Source organism: Pseudomonas sp. (assembly GCF_002796985.1).
Lineage (GTDB): Bacteria > Pseudomonadota > Gammaproteobacteria > Pseudomonadales > Pseudomonadaceae > Pseudomonas.
Genome location: NZ_PEKX01000002.1, coordinates 1 through 15,405 on the forward strand (window position 1 = coordinate 1; position 15,405 = coordinate 15,405).

At 63.9% G+C, this 15,405-nt stretch carries 18 protein-coding genes; 16 read left to right on the plus strand and 2 right to left on the minus strand.

Annotated elements, in window-relative coordinates:
• Positions 1-404: 404 nt before the first annotated feature.
• Positions 405-746 carry a hypothetical protein gene (locus tag CTR55_RS00370; protein ID WP_296283517.1) on the minus strand — a complete coding sequence of 114 codons (342 nt, stop codon included), beginning with the start codon at positions 744-746 and terminating at the stop codon, positions 405-407.
• Positions 747-1,022: 276 nt separating this feature from the next.
• Positions 1,023-1,307 (minus strand): hypothetical protein, encoded by a 285-nt coding sequence (locus tag CTR55_RS00375; RefSeq protein ID WP_296283519.1) that lies wholly within the window; start codon positions 1,305-1,307, stop codon positions 1,023-1,025.
• Between the two features lie 142 nt (positions 1,308-1,449).
• Between CTR55_RS00375 and CTR55_RS00380 the strand changes: the two genes are divergently transcribed.
• The 16 genes from CTR55_RS00380 (at position 1,450) to CTR55_RS00455 (ending at position 15,404) form a co-directional block, all read left to right on the plus strand.
• On the plus strand, positions 1,450-1,821 hold the full coding sequence (locus tag CTR55_RS00380) for a hypothetical protein (protein ID WP_296283521.1): 372 nt from the start codon (positions 1,450-1,452) through the stop codon (positions 1,819-1,821).
• Between the two features lies 1 nt (position 1,822).
• Positions 1,823-2,575 (plus strand): hypothetical protein, encoded by a 753-nt coding sequence (locus CTR55_RS00385; RefSeq protein WP_296283523.1) that lies wholly within the window; start codon positions 1,823-1,825, stop codon positions 2,573-2,575.
• Positions 2,576-2,769: 194 nt separating this feature from the next.
• Positions 2,770-3,315, plus strand: coding sequence for a terminase small subunit (locus CTR55_RS00390; RefSeq protein WP_065086006.1), 546 nt, complete (start codon positions 2,770-2,772; stop codon positions 3,313-3,315).
• Positions 3,287-5,215, plus strand: coding sequence for a terminase gpA endonuclease subunit (locus CTR55_RS00395; RefSeq protein ID WP_296283528.1), 1,929 nt, complete (start codon positions 3,287-3,289; stop codon positions 5,213-5,215). The genes CTR55_RS00390 and CTR55_RS00395 overlap by 29 nt, the downstream gene beginning before the upstream one ends.
• A gap of 15 nt (positions 5,216-5,230) precedes the next feature.
• The gene (gene gpW / locus CTR55_RS00400; protein ID WP_296283529.1) at positions 5,231-5,455 is read left to right on the plus strand and encodes a gpW family head-tail joining protein; all 225 of its coding nucleotides are present in this window, start codon (positions 5,231-5,233) and stop codon (positions 5,453-5,455) included.
• Positions 5,455-6,933 carry a phage portal protein gene (locus CTR55_RS00405; RefSeq protein ID WP_296283531.1) on the plus strand — a complete coding sequence of 493 codons (1,479 nt, stop codon included), beginning with the start codon at positions 5,455-5,457 and terminating at the stop codon, positions 6,931-6,933. The genes gpW and CTR55_RS00405 overlap by 1 nt, the downstream gene beginning before the upstream one ends.
• Positions 6,930-8,120: a head maturation protease, ClpP-related gene (locus CTR55_RS00410; RefSeq protein WP_296283533.1), complete on the plus strand. Its 1,191-nt coding sequence runs from the start codon at positions 6,930-6,932 to the stop codon at positions 8,118-8,120. The genes CTR55_RS00405 and CTR55_RS00410 overlap by 4 nt, the downstream gene beginning before the upstream one ends.
• A 10-nt stretch (positions 8,121-8,130) precedes the next feature.
• A complete protein-coding gene (locus tag CTR55_RS00415) occupies positions 8,131-8,490 on the plus strand; it encodes a head decoration protein (RefSeq protein ID WP_296283535.1) in 360 nt (119 codons plus the stop codon).
• Positions 8,491-8,559: 69 nt separating this feature from the next.
• Positions 8,560-9,555, plus strand: coding sequence for a major capsid protein (locus CTR55_RS00420; RefSeq protein ID WP_296283537.1), 996 nt, complete (start codon positions 8,560-8,562; stop codon positions 9,553-9,555).
• Entirely contained in the window at positions 9,555-9,869 is a 315-nt protein-coding gene (locus tag CTR55_RS00425) for a hypothetical protein (protein ID WP_296283538.1), read from the plus strand. Before CTR55_RS00420 ends, CTR55_RS00425 begins: the two co-directional genes overlap by 1 nt.
• Entirely contained in the window at positions 9,866-10,303 is a 438-nt protein-coding gene (locus CTR55_RS00430) for a hypothetical protein (RefSeq protein WP_296283539.1), read from the plus strand. Before CTR55_RS00425 ends, CTR55_RS00430 begins: the two co-directional genes overlap by 4 nt.
• 49 nt (positions 10,304-10,352) lie before the next feature.
• Positions 10,353-10,574 (plus strand): hypothetical protein, encoded by a 222-nt coding sequence (locus tag CTR55_RS00435; protein WP_296283540.1) that lies wholly within the window; start codon positions 10,353-10,355, stop codon positions 10,572-10,574.
• Between the two features lie 29 nt (positions 10,575-10,603).
• Entirely contained in the window at positions 10,604-11,350 is a 747-nt protein-coding gene (locus tag CTR55_RS00440) for a hypothetical protein (RefSeq protein ID WP_296283541.1), read from the plus strand.
• 75 nt (positions 11,351-11,425) lie between these two features.
• Positions 11,426-14,698 (plus strand): tape measure protein, encoded by a 3,273-nt coding sequence (locus CTR55_RS00445; protein WP_296283542.1) that lies wholly within the window; start codon positions 11,426-11,428, stop codon positions 14,696-14,698.
• Positions 14,698-15,093 carry a hypothetical protein gene (locus CTR55_RS00450; RefSeq protein ID WP_296283543.1) on the plus strand — a complete coding sequence of 132 codons (396 nt, stop codon included), beginning with the start codon at positions 14,698-14,700 and terminating at the stop codon, positions 15,091-15,093. Before CTR55_RS00445 ends, CTR55_RS00450 begins: the two co-directional genes overlap by 1 nt.
• An 11-nt stretch (positions 15,094-15,104) precedes the next feature.
• The gene (locus CTR55_RS00455; RefSeq protein ID WP_296283544.1) at positions 15,105-15,404 is read left to right on the plus strand and encodes a hypothetical protein; all 300 of its coding nucleotides are present in this window, start codon (positions 15,105-15,107) and stop codon (positions 15,402-15,404) included.
• Position 15,405: the final 1 nt, after the last annotated feature.

The window sequence follows — 15,405 nt, forward strand, 5'->3', positions numbered from 1 at the left end:
TAGAGTTTGAGAAGCGACATTTACTGAGCCTGGAAAGTGTCTAGGGAATCCGGGGCGATTCAGAGTGCTTATTGAGCTCTGCGGGGTAGTTTGTCTTATCAGTTTCTTGAGCTATAGAGATTTTGCAGTTTTCCATAGTTCAAGGAGGATGTATGACTGATTCAATCGAGGCGATCATTAAAGCCAAGTCAATTGAAATCGAGCGGGGAAGTTCGCGTACTTGGTTTTTTGATGAAATCCCAATACATAGAGTAGATAACGGAGAATTGGCTTATCGGCTTTTGAATATGGTTGTGAAGTTGACGTCAAACGGCAGTCAGGGACAGGCGAATCTTTCGTTTACCAGTAAGGCAGAAGGTTACCGCCCAAAGAATACTTCGTACTTTCCTGTATTCATGTTCGATCTAATCGAGGTAATCAACGGACAGCAGAAGGTCTTGGCGGAGGTGGGATTTAGTGGATTTGATCTCGATTGTTTGCAGAGGGATTTTACGTTGCATAAGGATGTCGAGCAGTACCTCTATGACGACACCCAACGCATCACCTTGAAACAGATGAAGTGCTATTTGCTCAGGTGCTCGTAGGCTGGCTTGATTGACAACTGTGAGCGAATGAGCGAAATTCACCACATCTGCTGATCCGTGCGCGTCGCACAGAGCGGCCAGAAAAAAGCCCAGCCATCGCGCTGGGCTTTTTCGTTTCTGAACCCGGCCTCCGCGCCGGGTTTTTTGTTGCCTGAATTTCATGGTGCGCGCTCCTGCGCCTTAGCCCGCAGCACGCGCGGGCCTTTCTTCAAGGGTCTGATCATGATTGTTCGAATTTATGACGAGCGCGGGGACGTTCTTTGGAGCAGGGGAGGGCGAAGCGGAGTGACCTCTATCTCGCACCGAGAGGATGGAACCATTGACGAAATCATTTTGGCTCTTGAGCTGGCTCTTCATCATGCGAAAGGAGAGCGGGATAAGCCGCTCCCCATTCACGTGGACGTGGCCAAGCAAAACTCTGCCGGCCTATGCAGTCTGCTAGACCGTTAGCTCCTTGTTAATGTTTGCGAGAACCAACTCATAGATGCCGGGGCTCTTGAAGAACGGGTGCCACGGGCGGGGCGCGATGAAGTACACCTGCCGGCCACTCTTCCAGATTGGCACAACAGTTCCTGCCAGCCCTGCTCGCGATACCTCTGCTTGAAACGCGTCTATGAAGTCTTGCTGGGTCTGATCTGACTTACTGCCGAACGTCGAGTCGACAGGGACGATGATCATGTCCTGCCCTTGCTCCCTGATGTGAGCAAATTTGTACTTCGCCATGAATGGCTCCCTATTCATCTGCTAGTCCAATTGGCCGGTCGGGCGCGGATTCGTTCGTCCGGCTGCTCGATAGTAGCACCTTGATATCCATCTAAAGCCAGGGCTGGCATAGCCTGGAGACACCCTTATGAGGACAAACACCATGACCGAGCCGGCCTCGACTGCAGTTGGCGGGATCGCGCTCTACAAGCTCGGCGCCTTTGGCTTCTTCGCCATTCTCGCCGCCATCCTGGTAATGGCGATGACCTTGCCCAAGACGGTGCGGGAGTTCGTCGTGTCCATGACCTGCACGGTGGTTTCGAGCGTGTGCGGCGGGGCGTTCGTGGTCCGCTGGTTCGACCTCGGCAGCTGGGTGCAGGACGACGTGGGGATGATCGCCATCTGTGGCGTCATCTTCGTCTGCGGCCTGCCGGCCTGGGTGATCGTCCGCGCCTGGTTTGCCTGGAGCGAGGCCCGCAAGGGCGTCGGCCTGCCCGAGCTGGCCCGCGAGTTCCGCGACGGCACTGGCATCTGACATGAGGGGCAGCATCAGCGCCAAGGACCTGGACGACGCTGTCGCCTCGCTGCAGGTGCTGGGTGGTGATCTGCCCAACAAGGCCCTGGCCGACGCGCTCAACCACACGGCGAACCAGGCGAACCGGGCCCTGGTCGATGAGATCGACGAGGTGTTCGATAACCCTACGTCGTTCACCCGCAACGCCGTCCGCGTCTTTCACGCGAAGCCCAACAACCTGGAGGCTTCGCTGTGGGTGAAGGACGAGAAGGACGGCGCATCGAAGGGAGCCGCGCCCGAAGACTGGGTAGCGCCCCAGGTATTCGGCGGCCCGCGAGTCGACAAGGCATCGGAACGTAACCTGCGCTCCAAGGGCATCCTGCCCGCCGGGAAGTTCCTCGTGCCAGGTGCTGGGGCCAAGCTGGACAAGTTCGGCAACATGAGCCGCGGCCAGATGATCCAGATCCTGTCCGGCCTGGGTGCGCTGGAATACAAGGCCGGATTCAAAGGCAATGCCACCGACAGCGCTCGGTCGATCCGCAAGGGACACCAGCGCGCCTACTTCGTGATGAAGCGGGGCAGCGTGCCGATCGGCATCGGTGAGCGCCGCGACGGCACCATGGTGATGGTGCTGGCCTTCGTCAGCCAGCCCCAGTACAGCGTCCGCTTCAAGTTTCATGATGTGGTCAGGGCTATAGCCGAGGACGACAGCAGGCTCGAAGCGAACATCGAGCAGGCCCTGGCGAAGGCGCTGCAAGCGAAGGGCGGTCGCTGACCCTGCCGATGGGGAGGTTTTGATGCGCGCCACTGGCGTGCTTCATTCCGAGCGGGCAACCATTCGGGGGAATGGCGTGCCACACGAGCCGGACCCCCGGGGGCCCCTGGCACATCTGAAAGGCGTGAGGGTAATTCGAGCCCCGCCGTTCCACTACATATGGCCCAAATTCAGAGGTTGGTTGTTGTGTTGTTATGAGCAAATCAGACATCACTCGGCAGCCTCACTGGCTCAACAAAAGCCGGATGGCGGCGAGCCTCGGCATTAGCACGCAAGCCTTTGATAAATGGGGCGTTGAGCCGGTCGCAAGGATTGGCCGCGAGGCCTTCTATGACGTCCGGTCGGTACTGGAAAACCGCCTCGACTTCGCGGAGCGGAAACACCAACCAGACGGTGACGTTCCGGAAGGTATCGACCCGCTGGCTGAACACAAGCTGACGCAGGAGCGTCTGCGCCTCACCTCGGCCCAGGCCGACGCCCAGGAGAAGAAGAACCTGGTCGCCGACAAGCACCTGGTGCCTACCGAATTTGCGGTCTTCGCCCTGGGCAAGATCGCTGCCCAGATCGGTTCAATTCTCGACACGGTGCCGTTGAAGTTGCGCCGCAAGCACCCGGACCTCGACGTGCGACACGTCGAGGCGCTGCAGCGAGAGATCGCCCTGGCGCGCAACCGCGCTTCTGAGCTGGGCGACCTACTACCGGGGATGCTGGATGAATATGTCGAGTCCTTGGCTGAATGACCTGCAGAAGCAGATCCGGCTCGGCCTCGAATCCCTGTTCCGTGAACCACCGCTGACGGCGGTGGAGTGGGCGGACAAGCATTTCTACTTGTCGTCCGAGTCCTCCTACCAGGAGGGAAAGTGGGAGACCGCTGCGTTCCAGGTCGGAATCCTGAACGCGATGGGCAACGACCTGATCCGCGTGGTCAACCTGATCAAGTCGGCGCGGGTCGGTTACACCAAGATGCTGATGGCGAACATCGGCTACAAGCTGCAGCACAAGAAGCGCAACGTGCTGAGCTACTGCCCGACGGACCCCGACGCCGAAGAGCTGATGAAGCGGCACGTCGAGTCGTTCATCCGCGACGTTCCGGTCCTGCTCGCTCTGGCTCCCTGGTACGGGAAGAAGCACCGGGACAACACGCTGGCCGCGAAGAAGTTCAGCCACCAGAAGATGCTCTGGTGCCTGGGCGGCAAGGCCGCGCGCAACTATCGCGAGAAGTCGCCCGACGAGGTCATTTACGACGAGCTGTCGAAGTTCGACGCTGACATCGAGGGCGAGGGCTCGCCAACCTTCCTCGGCGACAAGCGCCTGGAGGGGGCCACCTTCAAGAAGTCGATCCGCGGTTCCACTCCGGGGACGGCGGGCGAGTGCCAGGTCACCAAGGCCGGCGAAGAGTCGCCACACTTCATGCGCTTCCACATTCGTTGCCCGCATTGCGGCGGCGAGCAGTTCCTAAAGTGGGGCGGCAAGGACTGCGCGTTCGGCATCAAGTACGAGACCAACGCGCTCGGGGAAGCCGAGAAGGCCTGGTACACCTGCGAGCACAACGCCTGCGTGATCGAGTACCACGAGGCGGTAGAGGCGGCCAACGATGGCCGCTGGATTTGCGAGCGGACCGGTCTCTGGACGCGCGATTCCATGGATTGGTTCAAGGCAGATGGCGAGCCAGCGCGCACGCCGCGCTCGGTCACCTTCCACATCTGGACCGCGTACAGCGTCTTCACTACCTGGCTCGACATGGTCGGCGACTGGCTGAACGTGAAGGGCGACCGCGAGAAGCTGATCACCTTCGTCAACACCACCTTGGGCGAGACGTGGGAGGGTGACCAGGGCGAGAAGCTGGAGTGGGAGAACCTCTACGGCCGGCGCGAAATCTGGCAGCACATGCCCGCGCGAGTGGCCGCGCTGACCGGCTTCATCGACACCCAGGACGACCGCTACGAGGCGCGCATCTGGGCGTGGGCCGCAGGCGAGGAGGGCTGGCTGGTAGACCGCTGGATTCTGCAGGGTGACCCGGGCAGCACCGAGCTACGGCGGAAGGTCGGGCTCAAGCTTCACCAGCAGTACCAGCGCGAGGACGGCGTGAGCATGCGCGTTGCGCTCTGGGGCTGGGACTCCGGCGGCCACTACACCGACGAGGTCTACGAGGAGAGCAAGAAGCACGGCCTGTTCTGGGTCATCCCGACCAAGGGGCACAACGTCTATGGCAAGCCCATTGCGATGTTCCCCGACAACAAGAGCAAGGCCGGCGTCTACCTGACGATGATCGGTACGGACAACGCCAAGGAGCTGATCTACAGCCGCCTGAAGCTGCAGCCCGAGCCGGGCAAGGTTCTCCCGGGCGTGATGCACCTGCCGGCCAACGACGCGATCTGCGACGAGAACGAGCTGAAGCAGCTCACCGCCGAAACCAAGGTGATGAAGATCGAGAAGGGCCAGCGGGTGTATCGCTGGGATGCGAAGGGGCGCCGCAACGAGGCACTGGACTGCGCCGTCGGCGCCCTGGCGATGCTGCGCGTTGCCCAGCAGCGCTTCGGCCTGGTCCTCGATGCTCCACCCACCACGTCCTCGGCACCTTCGGCCCCGGCCACCAAGCGCCGCAGCTCCGGCAGCGGCTACCTGAAACAACGTCGATAACCACGCGAGGCGGATATGACCGATGCGCAGCAACGGCTGGCGGATGTGCGCGCGGCCATCCACGACATTCTCACCAAGGGACAGGCCATCACGAAGGACGGCAGAAAGCTGGAGCGCGCCCAGCTCTCAAGCTTGCGGATGCTGGAAGGCCAGTACGTCGCCGATGTTGATATGGAGACCGCGCGCAATGTTCGTCGGTCGCGGGCGTTCCGGCTGTACTCGGGCGGGAAGGGGGTGTGATGAAAGAGTTTCCTCGTCGCGCCCTGGCGGGCTCTCGCCTTCCTGGTCGCATCAAGAACAGCTACGACGGCGCCGGCACCGGCCGACGGGCGAAGAACTGGGACGCGCCACCCGGCTCAATCAACACCCTTTCTCTGCCGGCGCTGCCCATGCTCCGGAAGCGCTCCAGGGCCGCGGTCAGCAATGATCCTTATGCCGGCGGCGCGATCGACGCCCGGGTCAGTAACCTGATCGGTACCGGCATCACGCCGATGCCATCGACCAAGGACAAGGAGCTTCGCCGCGCGCTGCTCGACCTGTGGGCGGACTGGACCGACGAGTCTGACGCCGACGAGCGAACGGATTTCTACGGTCAGCAGGCGCTGGCGGCGCGGATGGTTGAGGAAAGCGGCGAGTGCTTCGTACGTCTTCGCCCGCGCCGCCTCGAGGATGGGCTGGCTGTGCCGCTGCAGGTGCAGCTGCTTCCGGCCGAGTTCGTGCCGGTCGAGAAGAACGAAACGACCCGCAACGGCAACCTGATCCGCGCCGGGATCGAGTTCAACGCTCTGGGCAAGCGGGTCGCCTACTGGATGTACCGCCGGCACCCGGGCGACAGCACGGTGACAGGCGCGGGCTACAACCAGCTGGTGCGCGTGCCGGCCAGCGAGGTGCTGCACATCTACGAACTGCGAGAGGCAGGTCAGCTCCGTGGCGTGCCGCGGTTGTCGCGCGTGCTGCTGCGGCTGCGCTCGCTGGACAACTTCGACGACGCCGTGCTGTTCCGGCAGGAGGTCTCGAACCTCTTCGCCGGCTTCATTACTCGCCCGGCACCGTCGGACATGCCGCTGCTCGACCCCATCAACGGTGGACCCGCACAGCTGGACTCGGACGGCTTTACCCCGATGGTGGGGCTGGAGCCGGGGACCATGCAGGAGCTGCTGCCGGGGGAGAAGGTGGAGTTCTCGAAGCCACCGGAGGCGGGCAACAACTACCCGGACTTCATGCGGCAGCAACTGCAGGCGTCCGCAGTCGGGGCCAGCGTTCCCTACGAGCTGATGACGGGCGATCTCCGACAGGTCAACGACCGTGTCATTCGCGTGGTGCTCAACGAGTTCCGGCGCCGCTTGGAGCAGCTCCAGTTCAGCGTTTACGTCCACCAGTTCTGCCGGCCGATCCGGGCCGCCTGGCTGGACATGGCGTACCTCTCCGGCGCGATCGCCTTGCCTGACTTCGCGCGCCGGCGCCGCGAGTACTTGCGCACGCGCTGGGTTCCGCAGGGCTGGGCCTACATCCATCCGGTGCAGGACATCCAGGGCAAGCTCATGGAAATCAACGGTGGTGTCACGTCGCGCAGCGAGGTGGTGCTGCGCAACGGCTACGACGCCGAAACGATCGACGAAGAAAACGCAGCTGACCAGGCCCGGGCACAGAGCCTGGGGCTTTCCTACACCACGGGCGGCGAAGCACCGCTCAAAGACGACGAGGGCGAAACCCCATGATCAGCTTTTCCAGCCTGAAGGCGCTGGCCGGCCAGCTCGGCCTGGTCATCCTCAACAAGACCCCGGCACCGCCGGCACCCCAGGATGGCACCTGGTACCAGATCAAGGCTGCTGCCGACGTCGCCGAGGGAGCCGAAGCAGAAGCCGGCCAGGCCATCGAGGTCTACATCTACGGCGAGATTGGCGCGTGGGGCGTCACGGCGAACCAGTTCATCCAGGACTTGAAGGCCGTCGACGACGGCACGTCCCCGGTGCTGGTCGCCTTCAACACCATCGGCGGCGATCTGTTCGAGGGACTGGCGATCCACAACGCGCTGAGCCGGCTGGGTGAGCGCTGCACCGCGCGAGTCGATGCGCTGGCCGCCAGCGCGGGCAGCGTCGCGGCTTGCGGCGCGCACCGCCTGGAGATGGCTTCCAACGCCATGCTGATGATCCATAACCCATGGACCTGGGCGAGCGGCGATGCGGACGACTTCCGCAAGGTCGCCGACATGCTCGACCAGACCCTGGAGGCGATCGTTGCCTCGTACAAGCGCAAGGCCCCCGAGGTCGACGATGCCGAGCTGCGTCGGCTGATCAACGAGGAAACCTGGCTGACCGCCACCGAGGCCAAGAATCTGGGCCTGTGCGATGAGGTCATCGAGGGCGTGACGGTCAAGGCCATGGTCGGCGATGGCGGTGCGCTGCGTCGCTATCACAAGGCCCCGCTGGCCCTTCTGGCATCGCTCGAAGAGGCGGAGCAGCCACCGGCTGCGGTGGTGCCGCCGGCAGATGAACCACCAGCCACCCCTGTTCCCCAACCCAACGCCGCCGCTCTGGTCAGCCGCATCATCAAAGGCTGCGCGGACGCTGGCATCAGCAACCTCGTGGAGGTCCTGTCCATGTCTGGAGACCTGAAAGACGAGGCGAGCGTCGACGCAGCAATCGCACGGGCCAAAGCGGTCCGCGAGCTGTGCGTCAGCGCCCGCCTGCCCGAACTTGCCGCGGACTATGTGAAAGCCGGCCTCGAGCCGGAGGCCGTGCGCGCCCGCCTGTTCGACAAGCTGGCCGGCAACGGCTTCGGCGAAATCATCAACACCCCGCCGCTGGATGATCAGCCGGCACCCACCACCCCGAAGGCTGCTTCGCCCGCGAAGGTTTACGCGAACCGCAAGCAAGCTCGCACCGCCAAACCCAAGGCTTCGTAAGGAGAAGCAGATGAACAAGACCGAAGGCTTCCACGCTGGCGAGTTCCTCCTGTCGGAGGGCGCCGGTGCCATCTCGCGCGAGCAGGTCACCCTCGCGGCCACCACCGTCAACCTGCCGGCCGGCCAGCTCCTGGGCATTGTCACCGCGTCCGGCGAATACGCGCCCTACGACAACGCGGCCACCAACGGCACCGAGATTGTTGCCGGCATCCTCTACGCGCCGAAGCCGATCTCTACCGAACCGCAGGCTGCGACCATCGTCGCTCGTCTCGCCGAGGTGGTGGACGTAGCCCTGAGCGGCCTCGACGCTGCTGCCCGCGCCGACCTCAAGGCTCGCAACATCATCGTCCGCGTCGGCACGCCGTACTGATCCACGCCGATCACACCCAACCCCTTCAAACCCCGCTTCGGCGGGGTTTTCCATTTCTGGAGCATGCCAATGGCTGAGATCAACATTTTCGAAGACGAAGCGTTCGGCGTCGGTGCACTGACTGCCGCGATCAACGAAACCCCCGAAGTGCCCGGCCGCCTGGCCGCGCTTGGCCTCTTCGAAGAAGAGGGCAGCACCACCATCACCCAGCAGATCGAGAAGGACGGCGACTCCCTGCACCTGGTGCCGGCCGCAGACCGCGGCGCCCCGGGCCTGGTTGTCCAAGGCAACAAGCGCCTGCTGATTCCCTTCAACAACGTGCACCTGCCGCAGACCTTCAGCATCATGGCTGACGAGATCCAGGGCATTCGCGCCTTCGGTGAGCAGACCGAGCTGCAGGCTGTGCAGGACGTGGTGAACCGCCGCCTGGAGAAGATGCGCCGCGCGCTCGACGCCACCCACGAACACCAGCGCATGGGTGCGGTGCTCGGCACTATCCTCGATGCCGACGGCAGCACTGTTCTGCTCGACCTGTACGACCGCTTCGGCATCAGCCCCCAGGTGGTCCAGATGGAGCTGGGCACTGCCACCACCAAGGTGCGCCTGAAGGCCGGCGAGGCGCTCGATGCGCAGGAAGATGCGCTGGGCAATATCTCCAGCAGCGGCTCGCGCGCGTTGTGCGGCAAGAACTTCTGGAATGCGCTGATCACCCACAAGTCGGTCGAAGAGACCTACCTGAACACCCAACAGGCCGCCCAGCTGCGCGGCGACGCCCGCGAGGAGTTCGAGTTCGGCGGCATCGTCTGGGAGCGCTACCGCGGCAAGGTCGGCGGTCGTTCCTTCATCCCGGACGACGAAGCCCGCCTGGTTCCGCTGGGTGTGCCGGAGCTGTTCCTGAGCATCTTCGCTCCGGCCAACTACATGGAAACGGTCAACACCCTGGGTCTGCCGTACTACGCCAAGCAGGAAGCCATGCCGTTCAACAAGGGCATTGCCGGCGAGGCGCAGTCCAACCCGCTGCACATCTGCACCCGCCCGCGCGCGGTCATCAAGCTGGTGAAGTAGTGGCCGGCTTCGGCGATCTGGTCGACGAAATGGACGACACCATCCTCGAGGTTCTCGGGGATGGTGAGTTCGCCCTGGTCGACCGCAACGGCCATGTGCAGGTCGATGTGCTCCACGGTCTCGTCGAGGATGGGGTGGAACGCATCGATAGTGGGGCGGTGGATCGCGTCAGAACCATCGAGGTCCGTAAGGCGCTGCTCGGTTCCTACGACCGGCGCGGCGGCTTCGTGGACACCGAGGGCAACCGCTGGACGATCGACGGCATCCACCTGGATGACGGCCATCTCATCACCTTCTACGTGGTGCCCGAATGAGCCTTGATCGAAATATGCAGGCCGAGATTATCGGCCAGGTCCTGGCCGTGCTGGCTGGTGTTCCGCAGTTCGGCGCTGCCGTCTCAGAAGATTCGGTGGCGCGCGTGCTGGACGCGGAAGACGCCGACCTGCCTGACGAGATGATCGTGCTGCAGGAGGGCGACACCGTAGAGCTCGATCGCACGCCGAGCAACTGCAAGGAACAGTGGACCATCAACCTGGTGGCCATGTCCCGTAAGCGCGACGCACCGCAGGCCCTGCGCGCGGCTCGCCTCGCCATCAAGCGCGCGCTGAAAGGCAGCAGGGCCGGCATCGAAGTGGTGGGGCTGATCTCAGTCGAGTTTCCCGCCTCGTCGGTGCGCCTGCCTGAGCCTGGGCGCCGCTGGAGCTATCGCGTCGTGCCCATCACTTTCACCTATAACCAGCCGCTGTAACTCATCCATCAGGCCGCCTTCGGGCGGCCTCTTCATTTCCGGAGGGCTCATGCCCGAGATCGTCATCACCCAGGCCTTCAACCACCGCGAGGGGGCGCAGGTCACCCACTACCCGAAGTCGGAGAAGGCCGTCGCGGTCTCTCAGGCTGTTGCCGACCACGCGCTGGCCCGCGGCTTCACTCCCAAGCCGGAAGAGAAGGCCCAGAAGCCCGCCGCCAAACCTGCTGCGCCGGTCCCGGCAGCGACCACTGAACCCAGCGCAGGCAAGTAAGCCGCGCGGCCTCCCATCAGGAGATTCCAATGCTCAAGACGATCGATCGCTCCTTCATCGGTGAGGGTCAGGTATTTGCCCGGCTCTACGGTTCCCAGGATGCGCTGTTGCCGTTCGGTAACTGCGATGCCTTCAGTGTCAGCTATGCCACTGATCGTAAGGCGTTGCCCGACTTCCAGGGCGGCGGTGGTAACCGCAACGTGCGTACCCGTCCCACCGACGTGACCGGTTCCATCGGCATGTACGACATCACTTCTGACAACCTGGCGCGCATCACCCGTGGCTCCATCAAGGTGGCCCCTACTGCGGCAATCACCGACGAAATTCACACCTCGGCGGGCGTGGTGTTCGAGCTGATTCCGTTCAAGTACCTGCCGGACATGACGAAGAACGTCACGGTAAAGACTGCCGCCGACGGACCGCTGGTCGCCGGCACCGATTACCTGCTGACGCCCCATGGCATTCAGGTACTGACCGATAGCGCCATCGATGCCACGGGCGTGAAGGTCAGCTACACGCCGCGCAAGAGTTCGGTGGTGCACATGCTCAATGCTTCCGAGCGTGAATACGAAATGCTCATCGCTGGTCTCAACGACGCCCAGTCCGGCGAGCCCTACGCGCTGCGCATCCGCCGCGCCAAGTTCGGCATGCTCCAGGAGCTGGCGGTGCTCGGCCAGGACTACCTGAAGCTGACCGGCCCCATCGAGCTGTTGTCCGATCCGACCGTGGTTGCTGACGATATCTCGAAATTCTGCCAGATGGACCTCGCGGCCTAATCCCCTCGGCCACGGATGGCCACCCCATGAACCAAGCCCGCCACCCGGCGGGCTTTTTATTGCCCGGAGTTTTTCATGGCAAACCCGATCCAGCGCCTGATTCAGTTCGTGCTGCGCGGCAAGGACGACCTGTCCGACCCCGCCAAGAAAGCCACCGAAGCCATGGAGGCGCTGCGCGCCAAAACCGGCGAGCTGAATCAGGCATTGGACTCGGCGAAAGATGCCCGCGGCATGGTCGTCGCGCTGAACAACACCGAGCGCGCGATCGCCCAGACCAAGACCTCGATCGAGCGAGCGGAGAGCACCGTCCAGGCGCTGCGCGAGGCGCTCGATAAGAACCCCGACAGCAAGGGCTTCGAGACCTCGCTGAAGGCGGCCGAGCGCGATGCGGCGAACCTGCGCCGGACGCTGGACACGCTGAACACCAAGCACGCCGACCAGCAGCGTGCCGCCAGAGAGGCAGGCGTCGACACCAGTAAGCTGGCCGACGAAGAGAAGCGCCTGGCGGCCGAGGTCGCCAAGGCCAAGGACGGCATCAGCCAGAACGCCAAGGCCCTGCGCGACCTTGAGCGCGACCAGGCCCGTGCGGCGCGCGAGGCGGCCAACCACGTCTCCCGCGTGACCGCGCTGCGCCAAGCCATGGCCTCGGGCGTCCGACAGGCTGCGGGCTATGCCGCGGCCTTCTTTGGCATCCAGGCGGCATTCGGCTTGGTACGCAAAGGCATCGACACGGTGCGCACCGGCATCGTCGAGATGCTCAGCACCGGCGACATGTTCGAGAACCTGCAGAACCGCCTGACCTCTCTCATGGGGTCGGTCGAGGGCGGCGAGCAGGCAACGGCGTGGATCAAGCGCTTCGCCAAGGACACGCCGCTGCAGCTGTCCGATGTAACCGATGCCTTCGCCCTGCTCAAGGCCTACGGCGTCGACCCCATGAACGGGTCCCTGAAGGCTATCGAGGACCAGTCCGAGAAGCTCGGCGGCGGCCTAGAGCGCCTGGAAGGTATTTCCACCGCCCTCGGCCAGGCCTGGGCGAAGGAGAAGCTGCAGACCGAAGAGATTCTGCAGCTGATCGAACGCGGCGTGCCGGTGTGGGACATGCTGGGCAAGGTGACCGGCAAGACCACCAGCCAGCTGCAGGACCTGGCCACCAAGGGCAAACTGGGTCGGGACGTGATCCAGGCCCTGATCGATGAGATGGGCCGCAGCTCCGAAGGCGCCGCGGCCAAGGCCATGGGCACCCTGACCGGCCTGGTCAGCAACCTGGCCGACACCGCGACCGACTTCCTCGGGCGCATCGCCAACAGCGGCGCGCTGGACTACGCGAAGAACAAGCTGAAGGAACTGGGCCAGACCATCGCCCAGATGGACGCCGACGGCCGCCTGGACAAGCTGGCGCGCGGACTGTCCGATGCCTTCGTGCAGGGGGCCGAGTGGATCGGCAACTTCATCAAGCGCATGGCCGAAGTGGATTTCGGCACCCTGGTGGACAAGACCTCGGCCTGGCTGAGCGACTTCAGCTCCTCGCTCGACAACATGGCCACCAAGGTCAAGCTGTTCGTGGCGCCGTTCCGGACGTTGTTCAACGGCCTGACCACCGGCCTGAGCGGCATCGCCCTGGCGTTCACGAGCAACATGGGGCTGATGGTCTCGGCAATCGAAGCGATCGCCGCGAAGATTCCCGAGGCGCTGGGCGGCGAGGAGATCCGTCGCTCGGTCGCGGGCGTCAGCGAAATGCTCGCCGGTATGAGCGAGGGCTTCAAGAACCAGATCCAACAGGACGCCAAGGACATTGCCGACGCTTGGAAGACCAGCGCGGACGAGGGCGAGGGCGCAGTCCAGCAGCAGGCCCAGGCCGTCACCGAGCACTTCGGCGACATCAAGGCCAGTGCGCAGGATGCGTCCGGCGCGTCCGTGCAGGCGGTCACCAGCCTGCAGAACGCCCTGGACCAGATCAGCTCGGCCACTTCGGTGGCGCAGCTGACCAAGCTGCAGGAGGAAATGCGCAAGGCGTACTCCGAAGGGACCTTGCTGCAGGACGAGTACGCCAATGGCGCCGGGGTCCTCAACGCGAAACTGAAGGAGCTGAAGACCGCCGCCGGCTCGGCCGCCCTCGGGGTGTCGGACCTCAGTACGGGCCTGGAAAACCTGAAGCAGATTCAGGACGCCATCAGCAACGCCCGTACCACGGCGGACATCCAGAACATCCGCACCGCGCTGAACAAGCTGTACAACGACGGCACGATCAAGGCGCAGGACTTCAAGCGGGAGCAGCAGCGCCTGGGCGAGAAGCTGAAGGAGCTGAAGGCCGCTGGCGATACCGGCGCACAGGGCATGGACCAGTTGGCCGAGTCCACCGGCAAGGCCACCAAGACCCTGGAGGAGCAGCGCCAAGCCATCGGTGAATCGATGGAGGCCACGCGCAAGGCGGTCGGCAGCACTGAAGAGGACATGACGGGCTTTGCCAACTTCTTCGGCGGCGTCATCAGCAGTGCACGCACCCCGCTGGCGCAGCTCAGTGCGGAAACGCTCGCGCTGTTCGATCAGCTCAAGGGGATCTCTTCTGCGAGCCCGGAGATTGACACCAGCTCGCTGGAAAGTACGACCGAGGCGCTGGCGCGGATGCGGCAGGAACTGGCAGCAGTCGATGCAGCATCGACCATGCCGGGGGTTTCAGGCCTCGGGCGCTGGGCGCTTTCGATGAAGGCGGACAGTGACCGGTTGGCGGTCTCATACCTCGAGCAGAAACAGAGCCTGCTGAGCTTGCTCGACGGTTACGAGGGCGGCGAGATCAGCGTGCGCAACTTCCTGGAGCAGGCCAAGGCGGCCCGCAACGGGATGAACCAACTGAACGACTCCGACCTCCGTCAGCTGGAGAGCACCATCGAGTCGGCGAAGCAGCGGATGCAGCAACTGTCCGAGGGCTCGCGGGACACCTTGGCGAGCCTGCAGGAGGAGCTGGCCGGGCTGCGTGGCGAGCAGGAAGCGGTGGACCGCAGCAAGTTCGCCAGCCGCAAGCGCGATCTTCAGCAGCAGCTCGCTGATGCGCAAGCCGGCGGTGACCTGGATGCGGTGGAGAACTATATGAAGGCGCTTGGCACGCTACAGCAGGTCGAAGCTGAGGCAAACAGCCAGCGGCAACTGGCCGAGCAGAAGGCCCGCGTAGAGGCGCAGAGCGCGGCGCAGCCGGCGGCAGCGCCCGAGGCTCAGCCAGCGGCAGTCGTACCCTCCCAGCCGATGAAGACAATCCGCCTTGAGCTTCAAGGCCGGACTGTTGACGTCGGCGTCACCGATGATGGAACCCAGCTGCTCGACTTGCTCGGCGTGGCTGCAATGAGGACAAGCTGATGATGCTCGACAGCATCGAACTGGACGACCAGTTCGAATGGGCGGACGAGTTCGATTGGGACGCGGTGGCGCAGGATCAGGAGCGCTCGCTGACCGGGGCGCTACTGGTGCAGGAGGGCGTCAAGTTGCACGGGCGCCCGATCACCCTCAAGGCCAGCGGCGGCGTCTGGACGCCACTGTCGGTCGTGCGGCAGCTCGAGGCGCTGCGCGATCAGCGGATGCAGGTGATGCCTCTGGTGCTGCCCGATGGGCGAGAGTTCTCGGTGATCTTCAACCGCAGCAACGGCGCGCCGCTGAAGGCCACGCCAATCTTCCGCGAAGTGAATCCGACGCCGGACGCGACCTACGACGTCGAGATCAGCCTGATAACGGTGGCCCCGGTGGCCGCCCCCTGACGGAGAGAACCATGCAACTGACCGCGTACTGGGTGGGCAGCAACGTCGTGGCGGCGCGCTCGGCGGAGGGCGCCATTGCGGTGATGGGCCAGCACGAGCCGGCCGGACGCTACCGCCTCGAAGACGTGATGGCGTTGGCCGAGAACCAGTTGGACCACCAGGTGACGCCGGATACGCCGGAGACCTTCCGCGAAGCCCTGGCGCGCTGCCAAGCCGAATCGCCTTCGGGCCGGGCAGACTCTCGACTCGCCATAGCGCAGGCCGGCATGGGCCGCCCCCAGTTGATCTACTGGGACTTCCCCGGCGCGTAGC

Coding starts and splice junctions, on each gene's coding strand:
- CTR55_RS00370 (WP_296283517.1), bottom strand. CDS start 746: ATGAAATTCAGGCAACAAAAAACCCGGCGCGGAGGCCGGGTTCAGAAA.
- CTR55_RS00445 (WP_296283542.1), top strand. CDS start 11,426: ATGGCAAACCCGATCCAGCGCCTGATTCAGTTCGTGCTGCGCGGCAAG.
- CTR55_RS00390 (WP_065086006.1), top strand. CDS start 2,770: ATGAGCAAATCAGACATCACTCGGCAGCCTCACTGGCTCAACAAAAGC.
- CTR55_RS00455 (WP_296283544.1), top strand. CDS start 15,105: ATGCAACTGACCGCGTACTGGGTGGGCAGCAACGTCGTGGCGGCGCGC.
- CTR55_RS00440 (WP_296283541.1), top strand. CDS start 10,604: ATGCTCAAGACGATCGATCGCTCCTTCATCGGTGAGGGTCAGGTATTT.
- CTR55_RS00430 (WP_296283539.1), top strand. CDS start 9,866: ATGAGCCTTGATCGAAATATGCAGGCCGAGATTATCGGCCAGGTCCTG.
- CTR55_RS00415 (WP_296283535.1), top strand. CDS start 8,131: ATGAACAAGACCGAAGGCTTCCACGCTGGCGAGTTCCTCCTGTCGGAG.
- CTR55_RS00395 (WP_296283528.1), top strand. CDS start 3,287: ATGAATATGTCGAGTCCTTGGCTGAATGACCTGCAGAAGCAGATCCGG.
- CTR55_RS00410 (WP_296283533.1), top strand. CDS start 6,930: ATGATCAGCTTTTCCAGCCTGAAGGCGCTGGCCGGCCAGCTCGGCCTG.
- CTR55_RS00380 (WP_296283521.1), top strand. CDS start 1,450: ATGACCGAGCCGGCCTCGACTGCAGTTGGCGGGATCGCGCTCTACAAG.
- CTR55_RS00450 (WP_296283543.1), top strand. CDS start 14,698: ATGATGCTCGACAGCATCGAACTGGACGACCAGTTCGAATGGGCGGAC.
- CTR55_RS00435 (WP_296283540.1), top strand. CDS start 10,353: ATGCCCGAGATCGTCATCACCCAGGCCTTCAACCACCGCGAGGGGGCG.
- CTR55_RS00375 (WP_296283519.1), bottom strand. CDS start 1,307: ATGGCGAAGTACAAATTTGCTCACATCAGGGAGCAAGGGCAGGACATG.
- CTR55_RS00420 (WP_296283537.1), top strand. CDS start 8,560: ATGGCTGAGATCAACATTTTCGAAGACGAAGCGTTCGGCGTCGGTGCA.
- gpW (WP_296283529.1), top strand. CDS start 5,231: ATGACCGATGCGCAGCAACGGCTGGCGGATGTGCGCGCGGCCATCCAC.
- CTR55_RS00405 (WP_296283531.1), top strand. CDS start 5,455: ATGAAAGAGTTTCCTCGTCGCGCCCTGGCGGGCTCTCGCCTTCCTGGT.
- CTR55_RS00385 (WP_296283523.1), top strand. CDS start 1,823: ATGAGGGGCAGCATCAGCGCCAAGGACCTGGACGACGCTGTCGCCTCG.